16 protein-coding genes are annotated in these 24,528 nt (G+C 49.2%); 14 read left to right on the top strand and 2 right to left on the bottom strand.

Annotated features, from left to right (window positions below):
• Window positions 1–53 precede the first annotated feature (53 nt).
• The 14 genes from PPA03S_RS24055 (at window position 54) to PPA03S_RS23990 (ending at window position 22,691) form a co-directional block, all read left to right on the top strand.
• Window positions 54–2,840, top strand: coding sequence for a glycoside hydrolase family 3 C-terminal domain-containing protein (locus PPA03S_RS24055; protein WP_062326610.1), 2,787 nt, complete (start codon window positions 54–56; stop codon window positions 2,838–2,840).
• 102 nt (window positions 2,841–2,942) lie between these two features.
• A complete protein-coding gene (locus PPA03S_RS24050) occupies window positions 2,943–3,131 on the top strand; it encodes a hypothetical protein (protein ID WP_024629467.1) in 189 nt (62 codons plus the stop codon).
• A gap of 360 nt (window positions 3,132–3,491) precedes the next feature.
• Complete coding sequence (locus tag PPA03S_RS24045; RefSeq protein ID WP_082704300.1) at window positions 3,492–4,883, top strand: alpha-L-fucosidase; 1,392 nt, start codon at window positions 3,492–3,494, stop codon at window positions 4,881–4,883.
• 164 nt (window positions 4,884–5,047) lie between these two features.
• Window positions 5,048–5,914 carry a sugar phosphate isomerase/epimerase family protein gene (locus PPA03S_RS24040; RefSeq protein ID WP_062326605.1) on the top strand — a complete coding sequence of 289 codons (867 nt, stop codon included), beginning with the start codon at window positions 5,048–5,050 and terminating at the stop codon, window positions 5,912–5,914.
• Between the two features lie 294 nt (window positions 5,915–6,208).
• Window positions 6,209–7,267, top strand: a complete 1,059-nt coding sequence (locus PPA03S_RS24035; RefSeq protein WP_062326603.1) for a Gfo/Idh/MocA family protein — start codon at window positions 6,209–6,211, stop codon at window positions 7,265–7,267.
• Window positions 7,268–7,489: 222 nt separating this feature from the next.
• Window positions 7,490–8,902: an alpha-L-fucosidase gene (locus tag PPA03S_RS24030; protein WP_062326601.1), complete on the top strand. Its 1,413-nt coding sequence runs from the start codon at window positions 7,490–7,492 to the stop codon at window positions 8,900–8,902.
• A 317-nt stretch (window positions 8,903–9,219) separates the two neighbouring features.
• The gene (locus PPA03S_RS24025) at window positions 9,220–10,200 is read left to right on the top strand and encodes an ABC transporter permease (protein WP_082704297.1); all 981 of its coding nucleotides are present in this window, start codon (window positions 9,220–9,222) and stop codon (window positions 10,198–10,200) included.
• 15 nt (window positions 10,201–10,215) lie between these two features.
• Window positions 10,216–11,124, top strand: coding sequence for a carbohydrate ABC transporter permease (locus PPA03S_RS24020; protein ID WP_157284345.1), 909 nt, complete (start codon window positions 10,216–10,218; stop codon window positions 11,122–11,124).
• Window positions 11,125–11,249: 125 nt separating this feature from the next.
• Window positions 11,250–12,887 (top strand): type 2 periplasmic-binding domain-containing protein, encoded by a 1,638-nt coding sequence (locus tag PPA03S_RS24015; protein WP_082704296.1) that lies wholly within the window; start codon window positions 11,250–11,252, stop codon window positions 12,885–12,887.
• A 173-nt stretch (window positions 12,888–13,060) separates the two neighbouring features.
• Complete coding sequence (locus PPA03S_RS24010; RefSeq protein WP_062326598.1) at window positions 13,061–15,283, top strand: helix-turn-helix domain-containing protein; 2,223 nt, start codon at window positions 13,061–13,063, stop codon at window positions 15,281–15,283.
• 94 nt (window positions 15,284–15,377) lie between these two features.
• Window positions 15,378–17,690 carry a glycoside hydrolase family 3 N-terminal domain-containing protein gene (locus tag PPA03S_RS24005; protein WP_062326596.1) on the top strand — a complete coding sequence of 771 codons (2,313 nt, stop codon included), beginning with the start codon at window positions 15,378–15,380 and terminating at the stop codon, window positions 17,688–17,690.
• A complete protein-coding gene (locus PPA03S_RS24000; protein ID WP_062326594.1) occupies window positions 17,687–20,788 on the top strand; it encodes an alpha-mannosidase in 3,102 nt (1,033 codons plus the stop codon). The genes PPA03S_RS24005 and PPA03S_RS24000 overlap by 4 nt, the downstream gene beginning before the upstream one ends.
• A gap of 142 nt (window positions 20,789–20,930) precedes the next feature.
• On the top strand, window positions 20,931–21,806 hold the full coding sequence (locus PPA03S_RS23995) for a sugar phosphate isomerase/epimerase family protein (protein ID WP_062326592.1): 876 nt from the start codon (window positions 20,931–20,933) through the stop codon (window positions 21,804–21,806).
• A 12-nt stretch (window positions 21,807–21,818) separates the two neighbouring features.
• Complete coding sequence (locus PPA03S_RS23990) at window positions 21,819–22,691, top strand: sugar phosphate isomerase/epimerase family protein (protein WP_062326590.1); 873 nt, start codon at window positions 21,819–21,821, stop codon at window positions 22,689–22,691.
• 47 nt (window positions 22,692–22,738) lie between these two features.
• On the opposite strand, the gene PPA03S_RS23985 is transcribed toward PPA03S_RS23990, so the two are convergent.
• Together PPA03S_RS23985 and PPA03S_RS23980 are read right to left on the bottom strand one after the other, a co-directional pair.
• Window positions 22,739–23,500, bottom strand: a complete 762-nt coding sequence (locus PPA03S_RS23985) for a MerR family transcriptional regulator (RefSeq protein ID WP_062326588.1) — start codon at window positions 23,498–23,500, stop codon at window positions 22,739–22,741.
• Window positions 23,501–23,516: 16 nt separating this feature from the next.
• Window positions 23,517–24,392, bottom strand: a complete 876-nt coding sequence (locus PPA03S_RS23980; protein WP_062326586.1) for a CPBP family glutamic-type intramembrane protease — start codon at window positions 24,390–24,392, stop codon at window positions 23,517–23,519.
• Between the last annotated feature and the right edge of the window lie 136 nt (window positions 24,393–24,528).

Genomic DNA, 24,528 nt, shown 5'->3' with positions numbered 1-24,528 from the left:
CGAATATACATAGCGATTCGTGGGGATGGAGATGACAATCAGGAGGGGAAGCTTTGAGCACACATCAAATTGGAGTTCCATTGGAAGGGTTTGCAGAATTTAGCCGCACGGTTGCCGCTGAAGGCGCAGTGCTTTTGAAGAACGAAGGACAAGCTCTGCCGATTCGACAAAACGAAAACGTTTCAGTGTTTGGCCGAATTCAAGTGAACTATTATCGGAGTGGTACAGGGTCGGGCGGTAGTGTACATGTGGCGTATACGACCAATTTGCTGGATGGTCTGCGCAGCAAAAAGGGACTTACGGTCAATGAAGAGCTTGCAGCTGTCTATGAAAAGTGGATTGAGGAAAATCCGTTCGATGATGGTGGAAAAGTATGGGCGGCAGAGCCTTGGAACCAGAAGGAGATGCCTTTAACGGATGAATTGGTCTCCCGGGCCAGAACGAAATCCAGCAAAGCAATTGTGGTCATTGGACGCACAGCAGGTGAAGATCAGGACAACGTTGATGCCCCAGGCAGCTACCAGTTGACAGAAGATGAGAAAGCAATGCTGAAGCAGGTCACGAACCATTTTGAACAAACGATCGTGGTGCTGAATGTATCAAACATTATGGACATGAGCTGGTTGAATAACGAAAGCTACGTTCATCCGATCCAAAGTGTCATCTACTCGTGGCATGGCGGTATGGAGGGTGGTAACGCGATTGCTGATGTACTGGCCGGAGACGTTACACCAAGCGGGAAATTAACCGATACGATTGCATATTCCATCGAAGATTATCCATCCACAAGCAATTACGGGAATGAGTTCAAGAACCTTTATCAAGAAGATATCTACGTAGGCTATCGTTATTTCGAAACGTTTCGACCTGGAAAAGTACAATTTGAATTTGGATATGGTTTGTCCTATACCACATTCACAACCAAGGCTGAAGACGCAAAATGGATCTCGCAAGATGGAGAAAACAGTATTAAGGTGAATGTAACCGTAACCAATACGGGCACAACCTATGCTGGTAAAGAAGTGGTACAGATCTATTATGAAGCCCCACAAGGCCAATTAGGTAAACCGGCGAAAGCTCTGGTGGCATTTGGCAAAACCAATCTGCTTCAGCCAGGTGAGTCTCAGCGTCTGACCGTAAGCTTCACTGTGGATTCCATGGCATCGTATGATGATGCTGGCGTAACGGGCCATGCATCGGCGTATGTGCTGGAGGCAGGCACGTACCGCATATACGTGGGAACCAGTGTCAAAAATGTGGAACACGTCCGTATTGATGGTCAGGATGGTTATGTCATAGAAACGATTCAACTCGTGGAACAGCTCCAGGAGGCAATGGCACCGACAGAAGGCTTTACGAGAATGAAGCCGGGAGCGCGCAAGGAAGATGGTTCGTATGAGTTGATCTTTGCAGATGTACCGACACGCCAAGTATCCATGGCTGAACGAATTGAACAATGCTTGCCGCAAACGCTGGAGCAGACCGGCAATCAGGGTTACAAGCTGAGAGACGTGAAGGAAGGCAAAGTCAGCCTGGAAGCTTTTATCGCCCAACTGAGTGATCAGGATCTGGCGGCAATCGTGAGAGGCGAAGGCATGAGCAGCCCACTCGTTACATCGGGTACAGCTTCCGCATTTGGCGGCGTGAGCGACAGTCTGTTTAATTACGGAATTCCTGTTGCATGTACCGCAGATGGCCCGTCCGGTATTCGTATGGATAGCGGGGAGAAAGCGACACAAGTCTCCATCGGAACATTGCTCGCGGCAACATGGAATGCAGAGCTTGTCGAAGAGCTATATGTGATGGAAGGCCAGGAATTGCTGAGAAATCAGGTGGATGCACTTCTCGGGCCTGGATTGAACATTCGTCGTAGCCCGCTGAACGGACGGAACTTTGAGTATTTCTCTGAAGACCCGCTGGTTTCTGGTGTATTTGCTGCAGCTTGCACCAAAGGGATTATGAAAGGTGGCTCCAATGCCACGTTGAAACACTTTGCCTGCAACAATCAGGAGAAACACCGCAGTAAAGTGGATGCGGTTGTATCCGAGCGTGCATTGCGTGAGATCTATTTGAAAGGATTCGAGATTGCCGTGAAACAAGGCGGTGCGAATTCAATCATGACGTCCTACAATCCGATTAATGGACATTGGGCAGCTTCGAACTATGATCTGAACACGACCATTCTTCGTGGAGAATGGGGCTTCCAAGGTATCGTGATGACCGACTGGTGGGCTATTATGAACGATGGCGTTGAAGGTGGACCAGCAGATCGGAAAAACACCAACTGGATGGTTCGTGCCCAGAACGATCTGTACATGGTTGTACCTAACTATGGTGCAGAAATTAACGGTTGGGATGACAATACCATCGAATCTCTGGAAAATGGGACGTTGACACGTGGAGAGCTTCAGCGGTCCGCCATGAATATCTGTGAGTTCATCATGAATGCGCCGGTCTTCTCCAGAAAACATGAGATTGTAGAGAACGTCGCTTCATTCCAAGCGAATGCTTCACTTTCCACTGAACAGGCACAAGTGCTGGCTGACAATGCACAGGTCAAACCCGTTGTGGGCCAACCCGTCTATATGAAGGTAGATGAGGCTGGGCAGTACCGGATTATTGTACAGATCATGTCTCCTGAGCCGGAGCTGGCTCAAAGTGCGTGTAATGTCATTCTTAACGATCAATTGATGACGACCATTCAAACGAACGGTACTGAAGGCAAATGGATCAGACAGAAACTTGTGAAAGTAGAGTTGGAAGCAGGATTGTACGAATTGAAGCTGGACTTCACCAAACCGGGTCTGCAGATCGACTGGATCGAATTTAAACAAGTATAACGCACAAGTCATCTGATCTGTTGTAACTGAACAGGACGACTGTTATGATTGTGTTATGAGATCCGGAATTTCTGAACAATCTGGTCAGGAGTGTTGCGAAGGATGAGAAGGTATAATTTTTGGAGCCCCATTCTGCTGATTGCGGTGGCGCTGATTGTGAGAGGCCTTGTTACCAATCTGGGCGTTCTGTTCGGCATGTCGCATGATGCAGCAAGTAATATCGCGATTGTAGCCATGTTGATTGCTGCTCTGATCATGTTTAATCGAATGACAAAGGCAAAGCGGAAATAGTGGGATAGGTTGAAATATGGTCCAAGCGAGAGACACCCTTAAGGGGTGTCTTTTTTGCGTATTGACGTTTTATTCACAACGTCTTAGACTGTTTATGAATATAATAATAACATTTTTATGATAACGAAAATAACAAAAATCACGATAAGGGATGAATTGCATTCTGGAAGCTGACTGTCAACGACAGGTGAGCCTCATCAAGGACCGTTGGAGGCGCTGAGCTCTGTCGGTCCTTGTTGGCATCTGGCGGATAGAGACAGTGAAACGGCATGAGAGGAGAAGAATCCAGTGAAACCAGCTGATTGGGTGAAGACAGCGGCACGGGTTGTGCCATCGGAGCGCCAGTTGAAGTGGCAGCAGATGGAGTTCTATGCATTTATTCATTTTACCGTGAATACGTTTACAGATCAGGAATGGGGCATGGGGAATGAAGATCCCACTATCTTTAACCCTTCCGATCTGAGTGCCCGGCAATGGGTTCAGACGTGCAAGTCTGCCGGTATGACAGGATTGATTCTTACGTGCAAGCATCATGACGGGTTTTGTTTATGGCCAAGCGAGTACACGAATCATACGGTTGCTGCCAGCCCCTGGCGCAATGGTACAGGTGATCTGGTGAAGGAGGTTGCCGATGCCTGCCGGGAAGGCGGGTTGAAGTTCGGCGTCTATCTGTCGCCGTGGGACCGTCATGAAGCATCCTATGGGGATTCGGAGCGATATAACGAGTTTTTCAAAAATCAGCTGCGTGAGCTGTTAACCCAATATGGTGAACTTTTCTGCGTGTGGTTCGATGGAGCATGTGGAGAAGGGCCGAATGGGAAAAGGCAAGTCTACGATTGGGATTCCTATTATGCACTCATTCGGGAATTGCAGCCGGAGGCTGTGATCTCGGTATGCGGCCCGGATGTTCGTTGGTGCGGCAATGAGGCTGGGCATACCCGGGATTCAGAATGGAGCGTAGTACCTGCCTATTTGCAGGATAATGAGAAGATCCAGGAACAATCCCAGCAGGTGGATGATGGAGAGTTTGCCAGCAGAATAAATACGCAGGATGCAGATCTGGGAAGTCGGGATGTGATCCGGCAGCATCAGGACAGGCTTATCTGGTATCCCGCGGAAGTGAACACGTCCATCCGCCCAGGCTGGTTCTATCATGCAAGCGAGGATGATCAAGTCAAATCACTGGAGGAGCTGCTTGGCATCTATGATGGAGCGGTTGGGGGCAACGCCAATTTTCTGCTTAATCTTCCGCCAGATCGACGTGGACTTATCCATGAACAGGATGCTGAACGACTTCAACAGCTCGGAGGCATTTTACACAGTACTTATCGGCAAAGTCTGGCTGTTGGAGCGCAAGTAAAGGCATCGGATACGATGGATGAAGCACATGCCCCCATTCATATATTGCATGAGGAGCCGGATACGTTCTGGTGCCCATCTGAAGGAATTGAACATGCTTGGCTGGAGGTGGATCTGCCGGAGGAAAAGCGGTTCGACCGCGTGGTTCTCATGGAGCATATCCGTTCAGGTCAACGAATGGAGCGTTTTACGCTGGAGGCAAAGGGAGAGAGTGGTGATTGGCAGGAGCTGTATTGTGGCACGGTTGTTGGTCACAAACGAATCTGTAGTTTCGATGCCTTTACCGCCAAAACCATCCGTCTGACCATCCACGAATCCAGATGGTATCCAACGTTATCTTGGCTGGGTGTATATTTGAGCAAACAGGAAGTTGGGCGTAATGGTGGTGTTTGAGTTGCATGGAACTGAGGTTTGGACCGTAACATGTGTAGATAAGCCGATTTTGGATTCATCCCATGGAAAATAGAGTAGCAAACGATTATTGGCAATTGTATGATCTTGTGGAAAAAGGTATACGTAAGGTAGAGCCATACACCAGCAGGAGAGGATGAGAGGATATGAAAGTAGGACTCAGCACATACAGTCTGCAGCAGGCCCTGGATAGGAAGGAAATGACTGTACCCGACGCCATCCGTTACATCGCCGAGCAGGGCGGAGAACATGTGGAGATTGTTCCGATCGGGTATAGCCTGATCGACCAGCCGGAATTAATTGACCAGATTCAAGAGGCTGCGCAAGACGTGGGAATTGATATTTCCAATTACGCGATAGGTGCCAATTTCGTTACAGGAGAAGGCCCGGATGCACTTGAACATGAGATTGCTGCTGTCATGAAGCATGTGGATGTCGCTGCAGCACTTGGCGTTACGAGAATGCGCCATGATGTTGCGTTTCGCCCTGCACAGGAAGGCACTGTCGCCCAGTTTGAGGCGGATCTGCCGGTACTGGTGAAGGCCTGTCAGCGAATTGCCGACTACGCAGCGAGTCACGGTATTACGACAAGTGTGGAGAATCACGGTTACTATGTGCAGTCCAGTGAGCGAGTCCGGCGGCTAGTTCATGAGACGGCACGGGAGAATTTCAAGACAACGCTGGATATCGGCAACTTCCTGTGTGTAGATGAAGACCCGGTTAGCGCTGTAAAAAACAACATTTCTTATGCATCCATGGTGCACGCCAAAGATTTCTATCTCAGACCCTCTTACCGTAATCCCGGAGAGGGCTGGTTCCAGACCTCACACGGCAATTACCTGCGCGGAGCAATTGTGGGCCACGGGGATATCGACATGCCTGAAGTGTTCCGTGTGTTGAAGCAATCCGGTTATGACGAATATATCTCTGTTGAATTCGAAGGCATGGAAAATTGCAAAACAGCATCCCGCATCGCGATGGATAACGTCCGCCGCTTCTGGGAGGAAGCATAAGCAGCGACTGCATTACTTTATAAGTGGAATATAAGCTTTGCTGAATCTTGAAATTAGTTTTCATTAAGATCGAAAAGTAGTGGAGGGGACGAAATCGATTCTGAAGAAGCGAAGCGTGCGCCTTTATCACCGAATTTCCTCCTTTTAAGAGAGATGATAAGAAATTTGGGGATAAGAGCGATCGAAAGAACGATTCGTAACCGGAACGGCTACTTCGTAGAACGTTAAATTCTTTTAAAGATGAGTATTCAACTGATATGACCATCATTTAACAGATTATGGAGGGGAAAATCCATGTCCAAACTTAAAATTGCCGTTATCGGTGCAGGATCAATATCTGATTTTCATTTACAAGCTTATGCCAGCAATCCCGAAGTTGAAATATACGCCATATGTGACCTGAATGAAGCTCGTGCTCAGGAAGCGGCGAAGAAATATAATGCTACCCATGTATTCACGGATTATAAGGAACTCCTGGTACTGCCTGAAATTCATTCGGTCAGCATCTGTACCTGGAATGACACTCATGCCGTGATCAGTATTGCTGCGCTGGATGCGGGTAAAAACGTACTTTGCGAGAAGCCGCTCTGCCAGACGGTAGAAGATGCACTGGAAGTGGAGAAGGCTGTTCACCGCAGTGGAAAACTACTTCAGGTTGGCTTCGTACGCCGTTATAGCGACAATGCGCAGATCCTGAAGAAGTTTATTGATGAAGGTGAACTGGGAGAGATCTATTATGCCAAGGCATCCTGTCTGCGGCGTCTCGGCAATCCAGGCGGCTGGTTCGCGGATGTCGAGCGCTCGGGTGGCGGCCCGTTGATCGATATTGGCGTACATATTATTGATATCTCCTGGTACCTGATGGGCAAACCGAAGGTTAAAACGGTCTCCGCCAACGTCTCCAATCGATTGGGTAATCGTGCCAATATCCGTAATCTGTCGTTCTACCAAGCTGCGGACTATGATGCAAACAAAAACACTGTGGAGGATATGGCCAATGCGTTGATTCGTTTCGAGAACGGGGCAAGCTTGCTGGTGGATGTAAGTTTCACACTGCACGCGAAGCAGGATGAAACTTCGGTCAGACTGTATGGCGATAAAGGTGGGGCAGAACTGGAACCGGAAATTTCACTGATTGGCGAGAAATTCGATACCATTTTGAATATGACGCCACAGGTGGATTTCAAATCCCTTGATTTCGCAGGTTCTTTCCGTAACGAAGTCAATCATTTTATCGACAGTACGCAAGGGCGCAAAGAGACGCTCAGTCCCGTAGAGGATGGCGTTGAAATCATGAAAATCCTCTGTGCCATCTACGAGTCAGCACGTGAAGGACGCGAAATTTCACTATAAGTCGATATATAAGTTGAAACTGAACGTTTAAGCCAAAACGGAGATTGCAGAACCAATCTGAAGAAGCGACGCGTTCGCCTTCATCCCCGGATTTCGACCAATTATAAAGTGAAATCGAAGAAATCCGGGGATAACAGCGATCGGAAGATGATACTGCAATTGGAGTGACAGAGCTTAACTTGTGTAGTTTATCTTATATCCAATCCGAAGGAGATGAACGGGATGAGCGAGACCAAAGATACGGTGCTGGAACAGGAAGAACAGGTCGTCGAAGCCGGGGTGCACAATTTTAGCAAAGAAGAAGAATGGGTGAGGCCTGAAGATCCGCTGCTGAATGAACGCCTGGAGTGGTTCAAGGATCAGAAGCTGGGGCTGATGATGCACTGGGGTCCCTATTCCCAGCTTGGACTCGTGGAGTCCTGGGCGTTAAGTGACGAAGATGGCGACTGGTCGCGCAATGATATCGACTGGACTGACGACATGGAGCATTTCAAGCGGGAATACTTTGATCTCAACAAAACCTTCAATCCGATTCGCTTTCAGCCTGAGGAATGGGCTCAGATGGCCGCCGATAACGGGTTCAAATACTTCCTGTTCACCACCAAACATCATGATGGTTTCTGCATGTGGGATACACATACAACCGATTATCGCATCACGGGCAAGGACACTCCTTTTCACACCCATAAGTATGCGGATATTTGCCGGGCGCTTTTTGACGCCTTTCGTGCCAAGGGGCTCGGCATCTCAGCGTACTTCTCCAAAGCGGACTGGCATACGCCATATTACTGGACACCTGGTATGGAGCGGGGAAGCCATATGTGGCGTGGACCATCCTATGATCCGAAAGAGTACCCGTGGCTGTGGGAAAAATTCGTCGAGTTCACGCATGAGCAAATTATGGAGCTGCTGACCAACTATGGACGGATTGAGTGTCTATGGCTGGACGCAGGCTGGGTGCGTGAAGGGCGCCACGGTCAGGATATCCGGCTGGGCGAGGTGGTGGAGCGTGCGCGTCAGACCACACAGCCGTGGCTCCTGGCTGCGGATCGCACGGTAGGCGGGCCGTATGAGAATATCGTGACTCCGGAACAGACCATTCCCGAGCATCCGATGAATATTCCTTGGGAGAGCTGTATCACGGTGGGGAATTCCTTTGCGTTTGGATTTGATGATCAATATAAGTCAGCAAGACAACTGGCGCATATTCTGCTTGAGGTCGTGTCCAAAGGCGGTAACCTCGCACTGAACGTGGGGCCGCAACCGGACGGACGTCTCCCAAAAGGGGCAATTCAGAGTATTAAAGCCCTCGGAGAATGGATCGGTACTCACGGGGAAGGCATCTATGGCACTCGAATTTGCGGACCGTACTACACAGGAGAGTGGGCTTTCACACGTAAGGAAGATCTCAACGTATCGTATGCCTTCCGTCTGTACAGGAACGAGAACGAGGCAGTACAATCACAGTTGGTCATTCCATATGTGGAAAAGGTAGAGCGGATCGAGCTCGTCGGCACTGATGATGTACTTTCATTCCAACGGACGGAAGATGGACTTGCTGTAGAGCTGCCGCAAGCAGCGGTTACAGAATTAGCACCGATCACGTTGACGTTCAGATTGTTCACAAACCAATAAATCTACACTTCGAATTCCCGGGGGACTTTTACAGTCCTTCGGGATTTTTTTTTGGTTAGGTAATTTTCGCAATATACATAGTATAAAGTACGATTTCCCCTTGTCTGACAAGGGTTTTGGGAATAAAGAGAGGTGGGAGAAAATTGATAATTGATAAAAGAACGCGGCTCAAGGTACTATCGATTCAAGAAAGCGTTACCTGACATTATTCTTCACACAGATAACGCTAATTCAGCAAATGAGTCAAAGAAAAAGGATGTTTAAGGGATGTAAATGTAATGTATTATTACACTTAAGGTGTAGAAGGAGTGACGCGAATGAGTCGAGCTACGGAAAGCATACCTGCACCGGTGGAGCTCCAGCAAGGAAGGAATGACGCAGAACCCAAGCGACAGCATCCATTTATCAGAAGTCTCAAGAAGCATTGGGAGCTCTATCTGCTCGTGCTGCCTCCCGTATTGTATCTGTTGATCTTCAAGTACATTCCGATGGTTGGTGTGCAGATTGCCTTCAAAGACTTCAGTGTCGTCAAAGGAATCTGGGGCAGCCCATGGGTTGGACTGAAACACTTTGAAGCCTTTTTCGAATCCCCGAACTTCTGGCTGTTAATCAAAAACACGATTGGTATCAGTTTCTACTCGTTACTCGCCGGGTTCCCCATTCCGATCCTGCTGGCGCTGGCGCTGAATGAAATCCGAACAGGTTATTTTAAAAAGACGGTCCAGATGGTCACGTATGCGCCGCATTTTATCTCCACAGTCGTCATGGTATCCATTATCATTCTGATGCTGTCCCCGCATGTTGGTGTGGTAGACAAGCTATTCACTTTCCTAGGTTTCCCGATGACCAACTTTATGGGCATTCCCGAATACTTCAAATCCATCTATGTGTGGTCGGGTGTATGGCAGGGCATGGGCTATTCATCAATCATTTATATCGCGGCACTTGCTGGCGTTGATCCATCCCTCTACGAGGCAGCGAAGATGGACGGGGCTTCAAGGCTTCGGAAAATCTGGCATATCGACCTTCCAACGCTTGTACCGGTCACCGTCATCATGCTGATTCTGAGTTTGGGCAGCATTATGGGCGTGGGCTTTGAAAAAATATATCTGATGCAGAATCCGCTCAACACGAGCGCGTCGGAGGTCATCTCCACGTATGTGTACAAGGTGGGTCTGATCGGGGCGAACTTCAGCTTCTCCTCGGCGGTAGGATTGTTCAACTCCGTGATCAACCTGATCCTGCTGGTTATCGTCAACGGCATTTCCCGCAAAGTATCCCAGAACAGCTTGTGGTAAAGGAGGAGCTCATCCATGTTCAACCTGATGAATCGTAACCGGATCAAGGACCCGCTCGGTGACCGTATCTTCATGACGTTCAACTATATCTTTCTGTTCGCCATACTTCTAACGGTGTTTTACCCGCTCCTGTATATCATCAGTTCTTCGTTCAGCTCATCTCGTGCCGTTACATCCGGTCAGGTGTGGCTGTTCCCGGTAGACTTCAACATCAAGGCCTACATTTCCATTTTCAAAAGCCAACAACTCATGCTCGGTTTCTACAATACGATCATCTATACCGTTGTAGGCACATTTATCAATGTGGCACTCACCGTCATGCTCGCGTATCCTTTGTCACGCAAGTCGTTCTACGGACGGGGGGCCATCATCATTTTCATGATGATTACGATGTTCTTTGATGGCGGTCTGATTCCAACCTATCTCTTGATGAAGGACCTTCATCTGCTGGATACACGCTGGGCGATGTGGCTGCCAGGGGCGCTCGCGGTGTTCCAGGTTATCGTGGCGAGAACGTTCTTTCAGTCTTCCATCCCGGAAGAGCTGGGAGAAGCGGCGGAAATGGATGGCTGCCGGGATATTCGTTATTTGATCAGCGTAGTTCTTCCGTTATCGAAGCCGATTCTGGCGGTTATGACCCTGATGTATGCGGTGGGCCACTGGAATGCGTATTTTGATGCCCTCATCTATCTGCGATCCGAGAAGCTGTTCCCGCTGCAATATGTGCTGCGCAATCTGCTCATATTAAACGCTGCTGATCCGGCGATGCTTGCCAATACCAGCCAACAGATGCGGGATCAAGGGTTCGAGCAGGTACTGAAATACGCGCTGATCGTCCTCGCCAGCATTCCTATTCTTATCATGTATCCGTTTGTGCAGAAGCATTTTGTCAAAGGCGTGATGGTTGGCTCACTAAAAGGATGATCCTTGTGATTTGCGCCCTTTACGCCACTTGAAAGGAGGTGGGGAACACTCCGGCTTCCGGGATCGGGTTTAACACGAGTGCGTAACCAGATTTATGCCGTTTTCAACAAAAAGGAGGAGTCAGATTGAAAAAATCTTGGATTTCGATGTTGTTTCTGGTCTTTGCTTCGATGGCTTTGTTGTCCGCATGTGGTTCATCCGAGGAAACGGGTACAGGTAGCGACGGTAGCGGGGAGAGCGGTGGCCCGGTAACGATGACCTTCTTTGCCCCACAAGGTAAAGCGTCCATGGAAGAAAATGAGTTCACCAAATTTATCGAAGACAAGTTCGATGTTACCCTGAAATGGGATTTGGCCCCGACAGATGCCCTGCAAGACCGCAGACAGTTGCTGCTGGCAAGTGGGGATTATCCCGAAGTGTTCCTCCATGGCAAGTTCACGACCTCAGACCTTCAAACGTACGGAAAACAGGGTGTGTTTCTCCCGCTGCAGGATCTGATCAAGCAGTACGGTCCGAATCTGACCAAGATGATGGAGGAGAAGCCGTACTTCAAAGAAGCGGTAACGGCACCGGATGGCAACATCTACGCTCTGCCGATTTTCAATGAATGTTACCACTGTACGTATGCACAGAAATACTGGATCAACACGGAATGGCTGGACAATCTGGGTCTCAAAATGCCAACGACGACCGATGAACTATACACCGTTCTGAAGGCGTTCAAGGAACAAGACCCGAATGGCAATGGCAAAGCCGATGAGATTCCACTCACGGGGGCACCCAATAAGTACGTGTGGAACGGCAACATCGATGCCTATTTGATGAACAGCTTTATCTATAATGACAACGATAAATATCTGATCGTGAATGACGGAAAGGTTGATTTTGCAGCAAATAAGGAAGAGTGGAGAAAAGGACTGGAGTACATGCACAAGCTGTATGCAGAAGGTCTGATTGATCCGGCTTCCTTCACACAGAACGATCAGGCGATCGGGCAGCTGGGTAACAAGGAAGGCGATGAAGTGGTCGGCTCCATTACGACAGCGCTCGTCAGCTACCTCGTGAACACGTATGACAAAGATATCACCCGCCACCAGCACTGGGACATCGTACCTCCGCTGAAAGGGCCGGACGGTGTGCAGACGACAGGCGCTACACAGAGCGTAGGCGAGTTTGAGTTTGCTATCACCAATAAAGCGACCGAAGCGCAGCAGATTGCCGCCATCAAAATTGTAGATTACATGTTCAGTGAAGAAGGCGCCCTGTATGCAGAGTACGGTCCAACAGAAGGTAAGGGCTGGAAGAAGGCAGATGCCGATGAGAAAAACATTAATGGCGAGCCTGCCAAATACAGCTACTATAACCTGCCTGAACGTGACCCGAATGTGGTAGTTAACGAAAGTTGGTCACAGATCGGAGCACATGACTTGTCCAATACGTTCCGCAATCTGTTTGCAGAAGGTCAGAATCCGCTGGAAGCGGAGGGTTACGGTACACGTCTGGCGCAAGCAACCAATGTATATGAACCTTATGCACCCAAAGAAGTCTATCCTGCAAACGTATTTATCCGTCCTGAAGATACAGAAACCGCTGCGCAGCTCACGACGGCTGTCAAGGATTACGTGATGACCAATATGGCTCAATTCATTATTGGCAGCAAGAGCATCGATAAGGAATGGGACGCGTATGTAAAAGGGTTTGATGGTTTGGGACTCAGCAATTACCTTGAGATTTACCAGCGCGCAATTGAGAAGAATCAATAAAGGTTGATGGATTCATGATTGAGGCTGTCCCGATGTCAAACCAGATCGGGACGGTCTTCTCCTTTGACAACCCCACTTCATCCGATATAATTTACTGAATATTTATGGAAAAATAGCGACTGAATAGCGTGGTTGTCGTCTTGCGTAATAACAGTGGTGGGGGGCCTCGAAGAATGAACAACAATTGGTTTAGACGTTTACTGTTATCGTATCTGCCCGTTTTTTTTATCGTGACCACAATCCTGTTTATTATCTTCTTCCAGGTATTCAATGAACAGAACCGGAGAGAAGCACTCAAGGCCAATGAATTTCTGGCGTCCCAGGTAACACAATATCTGGACAATTCGCTGCGCTCCATCGACTTCAAGGTGCTGCGTGATATTTTGACCAATCCCAACCTGAAAAATTATTATTCGGTAACCGGAAGCGAGGATGTGTATGCCGGAATTCAAGCGATCCAGGTTATTGATGAATTAAAAATAGAGTATCCGCTGATTAATTCCATATATCTGGTGAGATACAACGACGATACGGTATTCAGCAACGGCAAGGCAGTACCGATTGAGGAATTCCCCGATGCTGCGTTTATAAAGGACAGTCGTGCTGCGGCAACCCAAAAGTGGGTGGGGGCCAGATCCTTCAAGGCATTCCCGACAGAGGAAGGGAAACAGGTCATTACACTCATTCGCGGTGTTGGAAACGGCACGGGTCTTGTGGTTGTTAACGTCGATCTGCCAACCTTACAGAAGTCTATTATGCAGATGTATGATCCTGAATTTACCTTCGTCAACGTATTTAATCGTTCGGGAGGCCGTCTGTGGGAGAGAGGAATGCAGGATGGCATGACAGCAGTTTCTCCCAAAACGGACTCTGGTGAAGTGTTCTCCGAGTTTACATCCAGCTACAGCGGCTGGAAGGTACAGACAGGCTTGAATAATGGCAAAATCGTCAAATTCGCCCTGCAATTTTATAATATCTGGTTGGTGTTTGCCGTTGTCGTTGTCTTGATCGGTGTCGTGTGGGTGATCTATGTAACCCGGAGAAATTACAAGCCTATCCAGCAAATCGTGACGCTGATTGAGACGGTGGCTTCCCAGAAACAACCGGGCATGAGCTATACGAATGATAACGAGTTCCGCTTTATCCAGACTACGCTGGAACAAATGATTGATCAAACCAAGCAATACCAGGAGGAGCACGAGGAGAATCTGATTTTGCAGAAGAAATATTTTTTCCAGGAGCTGCTGGAGGGCAAGCGGGACTTCACTGGCAGTGAGCTGACAGCGGAAATGGCAAAGTTCAAGCTGCCGCCATTGGAGGATCGATGGGCTGTAATTGTGGTGGAGATTGATCAGTATTCCCACTTTTTGGAGGAGTATCACGCTCAGGATCAATCCCTTCTGAAATTTGTGTTATCCAGCATTCTGCAGGAGAGTGCAAGGCATGAAGGTACAGAATGCTGGGCAGAGTGGATATCGGATCAGCGGCTGTACGCGATTGTCTGGATACCCGAGACGGACATGGGTGAGGAAATTGAACAGAGACTGCTTTCTGGTTATCTGGACAGGGTGGGGCAGTATCTGAACTTCACCGTAACCATTGGGGTGGGGAGAGTGGCCGTGGATGTACGTGGTTTGAGAGCTTCGCTCAAGGAGGCTGTGCATGCCTTGGAGTACAAGGCTGTACTTGGCATGAACCGAATCATCCCATGCGGGGAGGTACCGAACTCAACGAATGATGTGTATGAATTCCTGAAGACGATCTCTTTGCTGGTACAGGCGATGAGACTGTCGGATGATGAGTGGGAGAAGCATTTTGACCGCTTGTTCGAACAGATCCATGAATCTGTGCTTTCCCGCCAGGAGATTATGAATACGGTCCAATTGCTGTTCCAGCACTATAATCGGGAGTTCGCGGAACTTCCACGGGAGTATCAGGAGCAATGGACATCTGTATTTACCCCGCTTCTGCCAAGACTGGAGGGATGGGAGACGGTAGGTGATTTGCGCGAGCTATGCGGGGAAGGGTTCCGGGAATTGGCTGAGCAGATACAGACGCTGCATTGTTCCAGAAAACATAGATCTCATATTCTTGAAATTCGCAAGTATATTGAACAGAACTACAATAACCCCGAGCTGTCGCTGAATTATCTAAGTGATCTATTTGATATCAATCCGAAATATTTAAGCAAGCTGTTTAAGGACGAAATTGGTGAGAAGTTCGTGGATCTTCTGATTAGTCACCGTATTGAGAAGGCCAAACAGCTCATGCTGGAGACTGACAAGGCCATTCAGGAGATTAGTGAGGAAGTTGGGTATACGAATTATAATTCCTTCAATCGGGCGTTCAAGAATGTGGTGGGTGTAGCGCCAAGTGACTACAGAAAGGCCATATGAGGGCGTTATCGCCAGAGTCAACGCAGTTATCGCACGCAGTTATCGCATTTACCACGGTTGCCAGACCAAACCGAACTCATAAGGAGAATGTGACATGGACTATAAAGATGCTTCGCTTCCCATTCCAGAACGGGTACAGGATCTGCTCGGTCGGATGACGACAGAGGAGAAGATTGGACAGCTGATCCAGCCGATGGGCTGGAAGACTTATGTTAAGGAAGCAGATGGCACGGTACAGGTGACGGAGGCGTTTATAGAGGATATCGCAAAAGGCGGGATTGGATCATTGTATGGTGCACTTCGTGCTGATCCATGGACGGAAGTGACGCTGGAGACTGGCCTGACACCTAGGCAGGGAGCTGCGGCCACCAATGAAATTCAGCGGTATGCCATAGAGAACTCCCGGCTGGGAATTCCCATTTTGTTCGGGGAAGAGTGTTCCCACGGGCATATGGCCATTGGGGCAACCGTATTCCCGGTGCCGCTCGCGGTAGGAAGCGCCTGGAACTTGGAATTATACCGGGAGATGTGCGAAGCGATTGCTGTGGAAACTCGGAGCCAGGGGGGAGCGGCAACGTATTCGCCTGTGCTTGATGTTGTGCGGGACCCGAGATGGGGGCGGACGGAGGAATGTTTTGCCGAAGATCCATACCTGATCGGTGAATTGGCGGTTGCAGCGATGAAAGGTTTACAGGGTGACCGGCTCCATTCCAATCAGACGATTGTGGCGACGCTCAAACATTTTGCAGCTTATGGCAGCTCGGAGGGGGGACGAAATGCGGCCCCTGTCCATATGGGGCTGCGCGAGCTCCACGAGGTGGATCTGCTGCCCTTCAAGAAAGCGGTGGAAGCCGGGGCATGCTCTGTCATGACAGCGTATAACGAAATTGATGGTGTGCCTTGTACGTCAAGTTCGTATCTGCTGAATGATCTCCTGCGCGAGCAATGGGGCTTTGACGGATTTGTCATTACTGACTTTGGTGCGATTCAGATGCTGGTCAGTGGGCATAACACTGCGGAGAACGGGGAGCATGCCGTCGCTCAGTCACTTAAGGCAGGGGTGGACATGGAAATGTCCGGGTACATGTACCGCAAGCATCTTGGGCAGGCGTTGGAGCAAGGATTAATTGAAGAGTCGGATCTGGATACAGCGGTAAGGCGGGTCTTGGAGATAAAGTTCAGATTGGGCTTATTCGAACAGCCTTTCGTTGATCCTGACTTTGCCGAGCAGGTCATCGGATGTGAAGAACATATTCAGCTGGCGAGAAAAGTGGCACAAGAAGGGATTATTTTACTCAAAAATGAAGAAAACACCCTTCCGCTTAGCAAAACAGGTACAAAACTGGCGGTCATAGGCCCGAATGCGAACCATGTCTATAACCAGCTTGGTGACTACACTTCGCCGCAGCCTAGGGGACAGATCGTTACAGTGCTGGATGGCATTACACACAAGCTTGGTGCTGACACGGGAAAGGTGCTGTACGCACCGGGCTGCCGGATCAAGGGTGATTCCAGAGAGGGCTTTGCGCAAGCGCTCGCCTGTGCTGAAGAGGCAGACACCATCGTTATGGTGATGGGAGGGTCCAGCGCACGTGATTTTGGCGATGGGACCATTGATCTGCGGACGGGGGCATCCGTTGTTACGGATGATCCATGGAACGATATGGAGTGCGGCGAGGGGATAGATCGATCATCTCTGAGTCTGATGGGTGTGCAGCTGGAACTGGTGCAGGAAGTACATAAGCTGGGGAAACCGGTTATTGTCGTATATATTAACGGACGGCCGATTGCCGAACCCTGGATTGATGAGCATGTTCATGCCATTGTGGAGGCGTGGTACCCGGGGCAGCAGGGGGGCAACGCTATTGCAGATATTCTGTTCGGTGATGTGAATCCATCGGGTCGTCTTACCGTCTCCATTCCCAAGCATGTAGGTCAGCTTCCAGTCAGCTACAATGCCAAACGTACTCGGGGTAAGCGATATCTGGAGACTGATCTGGTACCGCAATATCCGTTCGGCTTTGGACTGAGTTATACGGAATTCAAGTACGAGAACGTAAGAGTTGTGCCGGAGGTGATCGGACCAGACGGTGAAGCAGAGGTGCAGGTGGAGGTCACGAATACAGGATCAGTTGCGGGAAATGAGGTAGTACAGCTGTATATTACGGACGTATCAGCTTCGGTCACCCGGGCCGAAATTTCACTGAAGGGTTTTCGTAAAATTCATCTGGAGCCGGGACAGACCCGGACGGTGACGTTCCCTGTGCAAAAAGAACATCTGGAGCTGATAGACTCCCGTCTTCAGCCTGTTGTGGAGCCGGGTGAATTCAGACTGATGGTGGGCAGCAGCTCCAGAGACTGGACTGCTTGTAGTTTACACATCCAGAAGGTGGGGGTGGGGGTATGATTCGAATTCAGAGATTCATTCAGGATCTGGCTCAGCAGCAATGGCTGGATACCATGGAGCTTCCGCAGTGGCAGATGCAGAAAGCCAGGTACATCCGACCAGGGGAATACGAGTATGAACAGGAGAAGGCGACGATTCAAAGCTTGAACCCGCTCGATAGCAACCATGGCACGACTTATTTTCTGAGCAAAACTATAGAGATTCCGGCCAATTGGGAGGAGGATAAGGTCGGATTAATCTTCGAGGCCCGGGGTGAAGGGCTGCTGAAGGTGAATGGCACACCTTATCACGGACTGGACCGCAATCATGGGTATGTACCGCTGCCGAAGAGCCGTGTAGGAAATGCGCCTTTGCTGGAGATTGAGCTATATGATCCCATCCCGGAACCACATGATCCCTTGAATCGACAGGCGGTTATCCAGCCGCCAATTCAGGGCATTCGAGCCGCTTTGGTTCGTGTAAATTCGCCTTTACAGAGTCTAATGTATAGCATTACGGTACTTGCAGAATCACTCCGAGCATTGCCGGAGAAAGACGTGAAGCGGACCCGGCTTGTCCGGGACATTCATCAAGTGATGGATATGATGTACAGCGAGCCGGAGCGCTGGAGTGAAGCGGCGTGGGTACAGCATTGGGAAGAATGGCTGGCACAGTCGGTGCAGGAGGTAGACCCCGAAGAGTACCGGGACGGATTCATGCATCTGGTCGGGCAGTCCCATATTGATATTGCCTGGCTGTGGCCTGTGCGTGAGACTGTGCGCAAATCCAGCCGCACTTTCTCCACGATGTGTACTTTGATGGATGAATATCCGGAGTTCGTGTATTCGCAGAGTCAACCGCAGCTGTATACATTCGTGAAGGAGCATTATCCTGAGCTGTTCGAACGAATCAAAGCCCGAATTGCCGAAGGCCGCTGGGAACTGGTTGGTGGCATGTGGGTAGAGCCGGATCTGAACATTCCGAGTGGCGAGTCGCTTGTGCGGCAGATCTTGTACGGGCAGAACTTTTATCAGGAGGAGTTCGGCAAGCGTTCAAACATCGAGTGGCTTCCTGATACGTTTGGCTACTGTGCTTCGCTGCCACAACTGCTCAAGCTGGCTGATATTCCTTATTTTATGACGACCAAGCTCAATTGGAATGATACCAACGCTTTCCCGTATGATTTGTTCCACTGGGTGGGCATTGACGGAACCTCCGTGCTTGCGTATCTCAATCATGGTGTGAATGAGCATACCCGGCCCAAAGATGTTGATGAGCACTGGCAATCCTACAAGCAGAAGGATGTACACCCCGAGCAAATGCTGCTTTATGGGCATGGCGATGGTGGAGGCGGGGTAACGAACGAAATGGTTGCGTTCGCGGAGCGATCCCATTTCATGGTGGGGCAGCCCATCAGCAATTTCAGTACAGCAGGCGCGTTTTTCGACGGAATTACGAACAACAACCCTACGTTGCCGAAATGGCATGGCGACTTATATCTGGAGCTGCATCGAGGTACCTATACAACTCATGCGCGCAACAAGCGGAGCAATCGCAAAGCGGAGGTGTTGTATCGGGAAGCGGAAATCTGGGGGCAGTTTGCCGGAGTTGAAGCAGCACAGGCGAAAAGTGATCTGGATGAAGGCTGGAAGCTGATTATGCTTAATCAATTCCATGATATTATCCCGGGGACGTCCATTCCCGAAGTATACGTAACATCTATGGAAGAGTATATGAAAGTATTCGCTCTGGGGACATCGGCTATGGATGGTACCCTTGGCAGTATTGAGGACCGCATTGCGACAAATGGCTTCGACGGTCTGCCCTATGTTGTATTTAATAGTCTGGGCTGGGAGCGGGGAGAAGTCGTTACGATTACAGGCGACGAGAAACTGGGCAGTTTGGCGGCATTCGATCATCAGGGTAATCGTCTGGCGAGTGACCTTGAGCCAAATGGAGACGTGCTGACATTGTCAGTCTATGTGCCATCCATTCCGGCCTTTGGATATACAACGTTATGGCTGCGCCAAGCACCGGAGGTCAGTCCTCCTACAATGAAGCAAGAGGAGTCCTTCCCTTGGGCCTGGGAAACCAACTTTTACATGCTTGAATTTAACGATGTGGGAGAGATCACCCGATGGTATGACAAATCCAACCAGCGAGAGTGGCTAAAACCAGGCGATAAAGCGAATGAGCTGCAGTTTTTCCATGACAGGCCAACATATTGGGATGCGTGGGATATCGACCCGCGGTTTGAATCGCAGCGTGCAGGAGCGGCAGAGCTGATCTCCAGAGAAGTGGTACGGCGCGGCGTAACGCAGGATATCCTTCGGTTTCACTGGAAGTTAAACAAGTCGGAGATTCACCAGGATATCATTCTATATCGTCATCAGCGACGTGTTGATTTTAGGACAAAGGTGAACTGGGCTGAGAGCCATAAGCTGCTTAAAGTAGCTTTTCCCGTTGATTTGGTATCCGCCAAAGCAGCCTACGAAATCCCGTTTGGTGCATTGGAGCGGCCTACTCATAACAACACCAGCTGGGAGCAGGCACAGTTTGAAGTGTGTGGTCACCGCTGGGCGGATATCTCCGAGGGCAACAGCGGTGTAAGCCTGATTAATGATTGCAAATATGGATACGACATCAAGGATCAGACACTCCGTCTTTCCCTGCTGCGTGCTCCCAAATGGCCGGATGAACATGCTGACCAGGGTGAGCATGAATTCACTTATTCCCTGCTGCCGCATCAGGGAGGTTGGCGGGAAGCGGGTGTGGTGCGCCGGGCGATGGAACTGAATCATCCGGTCAAGATTGTTGCGGGTGAACAACACTCTGGCACATTGCCGGCAGAACATAGCTGGCTCCATTTCCATAGTGAACATGTTATTTTGGATACGATCAAAGCTTCGGAAGACGGAACGGGAACGGTATTGCGATTCTATGAGTCATCTGGTGGAAGAGAGACGGTCCAGGTTCAGTGGACTGACGTGCGTATACAGACGTCTGTGGTCAATCTGCTGGAGGATGAAATCAGGCCACTAGCATGTCATGAAGGGAAGTTTGAGCTGACGTTCAAGCCTTATGAAATCCAAACGGTAAAGTTGGTCTCATTGGACTAGACTCGAGGGAACACGATAAAAGAAATGATTCGAGAAAAAGGAGTGACCGGGAAGGGGTCGAAAATTTAATAGAGCATTCCGGCCATCATGAAGGCTCACCAGGAATGGAAAATCAAATACCGATTTTACGGGAGGGTATGGCATGAAATTAACAAACAAGATTGGCGTTATCGTGGATAGCTTCGGTGTAGGTGTACGGGAAGGGTTAAGCAAAGCGAAGGATGTAGGTGCAGAAGGCGTACAGATCTATGCAGTCCATGGAGAGATGGACCCCGAAAATCTCTCTCCGGCAGCCCGTAAGGAGTTAAGAAGTTATATCGATTCTCTCGGTCTTGAAATTTCTGCCCTGGTTGGCGATTTGGGCGGTCACGGGTTTCAGGTCAAGGAAGATAACCCGTGGAAAGTAGAGAAGTCCAAGCGCATCGTGGATCTTGCTCTGGATCTGGGTACGAATATCGTCACAACACATATCGGTATTGTTCCGCACGATCCTTCCTCCGAAGTGTATGCCACACTGCATGCCGCATGTGAGGAGCTGGGCCAATACGCCAAAAGCGCAGGCGCTTACTTCGCCATTGAGACGGGACCGGAAACGGCAGCAGACCTAAAAGGGTTTTTGGATACCCTGTCCACCAACGGAGTTTCGGTAAATTTTGACCCGGCGAATATGGTGATGGTTACCGGAGATGACCCTGCAAGGGGTGTCCATCTGCTCAAGGATTATATTGTGCACACCCATGTGAAGGATGGTGTGCGCCTGAAGGAAGTAGACCCGAGGGATGTATACGGTGCAGTGGGATACGCGCCTATGGATCATGAGAAAATTGCCGAAATGGTCTCCTCCGGAACGTTTTTCCGTGAGGTGCCGCTGGGCGAGGGTAGTGTGGATTTCAACGGATACTTTGCTGCCCTTCGGGATATTGGCTATACGGGGTATTTGACGATTGAACGCGAGGTAGGCGACCAGCCAGAGCAGGACATTCGCAAAGCGGTTAAATTTATCCAACAATACCGATAGGGAGCTGAGCAGATGAAAGTGGGCCTGAGTACGTATAGCTTGTTGAACGATCTGAATTCGGGTGAAATGACGGTTCTGGATGTCATCGACTGGATTGCTGCAAATGGTGGCGAGCATATGGAGATGGTGCCGTATGGCTATACCGTGGAGGACAATCCTGATCTGGCCGACGCTATTCGAGAGCGAGCTGCTTCTGCGGGGATTGAGCTGTCCAACTATTCGATGCCTGCGAATTTCGTGCAGGAGACGGAAGAAGCTTTTGAAGAAGAGATGGCTCGGGTCAAAAGACATGTGGATGTTGTACACCGGATGGGTGTAAAGCACATGCGTCATGACGTAACGGCGTTTACGCTGCCTAAGGAGAAAATGACCATTGCCTGGTTCGAGGACAATCTGCCTCTGATGGTAAAGGGAAGTCAGATCATTGCTGATTATGCAGCACAGTTTGGCATAACAACAACCATTGAGAATCACGGCTTCAGTGTGCAGGCCAGTGACCGTGTGCAGCGTGTGCTTCATGCCGTAGATCGTCCCAACTTCAAAACGACACTCGATATCGGCAACTTCATGTGTGTGGATGAGAATCCGATTATCGGGGTCATGAAAAATCTGCCGTATGCTTCCCTGGTCCACTTCAAAGACTTTTATTTCCGTCCTTTTGATGAGCATCCAGGCGAAGGGGAATGGTTCACAACCGCTTACGGCAACTTCCTGCGTGGCGCCATTGTTGGGCAAGGAGATATTCCGATTCGCAAGATTGTGAAGCTGATTAAAGACTCTGGTTATGATGGCAACATTACGGTGGAGTTCGAAGGCATGGAGGAATGCAAATCCGCGTCCAAAATCGCCATGAGCAACCTGCGACGATTCTGGGAAGAGGCGTAATAAGCATAGCAACAGGATGGATCAAGGGCCACTTTTCGAAGTGGCTCTTATGGTTGATCCCCCAGATCTTGAATTGCCCATCGATCCAGAATCGTTTCAATGTAACGCATGGTTTCTGTTGTCATACCATACACACGTGCTGGCTGATCATCCTCCGGGGCGATATAATCCCAATATTTTTGTGCCAGCGCTACATTCCCTTGAAAAGCCCTTTCGGCATAATCATAGATTCGGAGGGCCAGTAATCGTGAGGCTTCTGAATCTGCAGATTCCATCTTGCATGTATGAATATCTCGAAGAATATCGGCCCATTCCATCGTTAGTGGATTGTTCTGATCATTTAAGGGTAGCGATTCCATTTCTTCAGGTGTAAAAACATCTCGACGGGAACTGCCAGGGGGCTGCTCCAGTTCACGAATGAAACCCAACATCTCATCCAGGCTAATCGTACCGGAGGCTCTGATGGCATATATGGTCGAAAAAAGAAGATGCTCAACTTTGCTTAATTTCTCCTGCTGTTCCTTGACAACGGCCAGTTGCTGTTCCAATGTATTATTCCATAAAGAGATGATATTCTCTGGCGCGGAGTGGGCAGCATCCTGTTCAAGGAATACTCCAATCTCATTCAATTTAAAGTGCATTTTCTTCAGAATGATGATCTGCTGAAGCCGTAAAATATCCTTTTCACCATATGTGCGATACTGATTGTTCTCATTACGGGTCGGTTGCAGCAAACCCAATTTCTCATAATAATGCAGTGTTCGGATAGATACCCCGGTATGTTTGGATAGTTGTCCAACGGTATACAAAAGGCAGTGCCCTCCCTCATGATTGATGTATTCTCCACCAGCGCCATGAGTTGAGCAGCGCCAGAATGATCGCACCGACAAAGACCGTCATCATATATAAAATAAATACTTCGGCCAATCCATGATCTTGCTCGGTGTAGCTTAACAGTGCAGGTCTATCACCTGGAATAACAACGAATCGGGCTACTTCCAAGTAAGCGACATGGAATCCGATGGAGGCCCATAAAGATTGGGTCAAACTGCGCAGAAGCTGTAATGTAATCCCATAGGTCAAGAGCAGGATTATGTATTCCGGAGTGATCTGGTTTCCGGCATCCATACCGACGAGCTCTTGTAACAAGCTGACGCTCAACGGAACCAGCAGGAAGAGTATGACTTGAGATACATAAGCGAAAACCACAGGAAATCGCAGTCTGGAACGTAATCCATCATAGACCATACCTCGCAGGGACAGTTCCTCTGGCAAGGCTTCATACAAGAATGCAATACAACTATTGATTATGACGGCAATCAAGAACTCGGCTGAGAAGTGCCATTCTGTAATTATAACCCAGCCATTCATATTGGCTATCGCCAAACCGATGAAGGTTAGACAAGTGGCAAATAATGCCCCGGAGAGCAAGTGGATGATGCCTTTTCCAGACAGAGGAAGAAGAATGGACTTCATATGGAAACGCCTCCGAATGAAGAATAATACGGGTAAGACGATGCTTATCATGACGACAGCCTGGATGAGATGAATCATCCATTCAGCAGCATCCATAGTACGGGTAAATTCCCCTGCGAGTGTAGCAAAAAACAGACCCAATGTCATCGTTAACCAGCTCATTCCAATAATCGCCATACCATGATGGGGGCGTTTCTGGGTTACATGTGCAGGTGAAATAATCATGCTAATCCCCTCCTGCTGCCAGTATAAAGCCTCCAGTTAACGTTAGGGTCAAGAAGGGAATATGACTAACAGAATATGGACTTATGCAAGGATTAAGTTACGAGCATCACAAGTATGGTATAATGGATATATTCAG

Origin of the sequence: Paenibacillus pabuli NBRC 13638 (assembly GCF_001514495.1) — a bacterium.
Taxonomy (GTDB): domain Bacteria; phylum Bacillota; class Bacilli; order Paenibacillales; family Paenibacillaceae; genus Paenibacillus; species Paenibacillus pabuli.
Note: the sequence above shows the minus strand (reverse complement) of the source record. Positions and strands in the feature narration are given on the sequence as shown.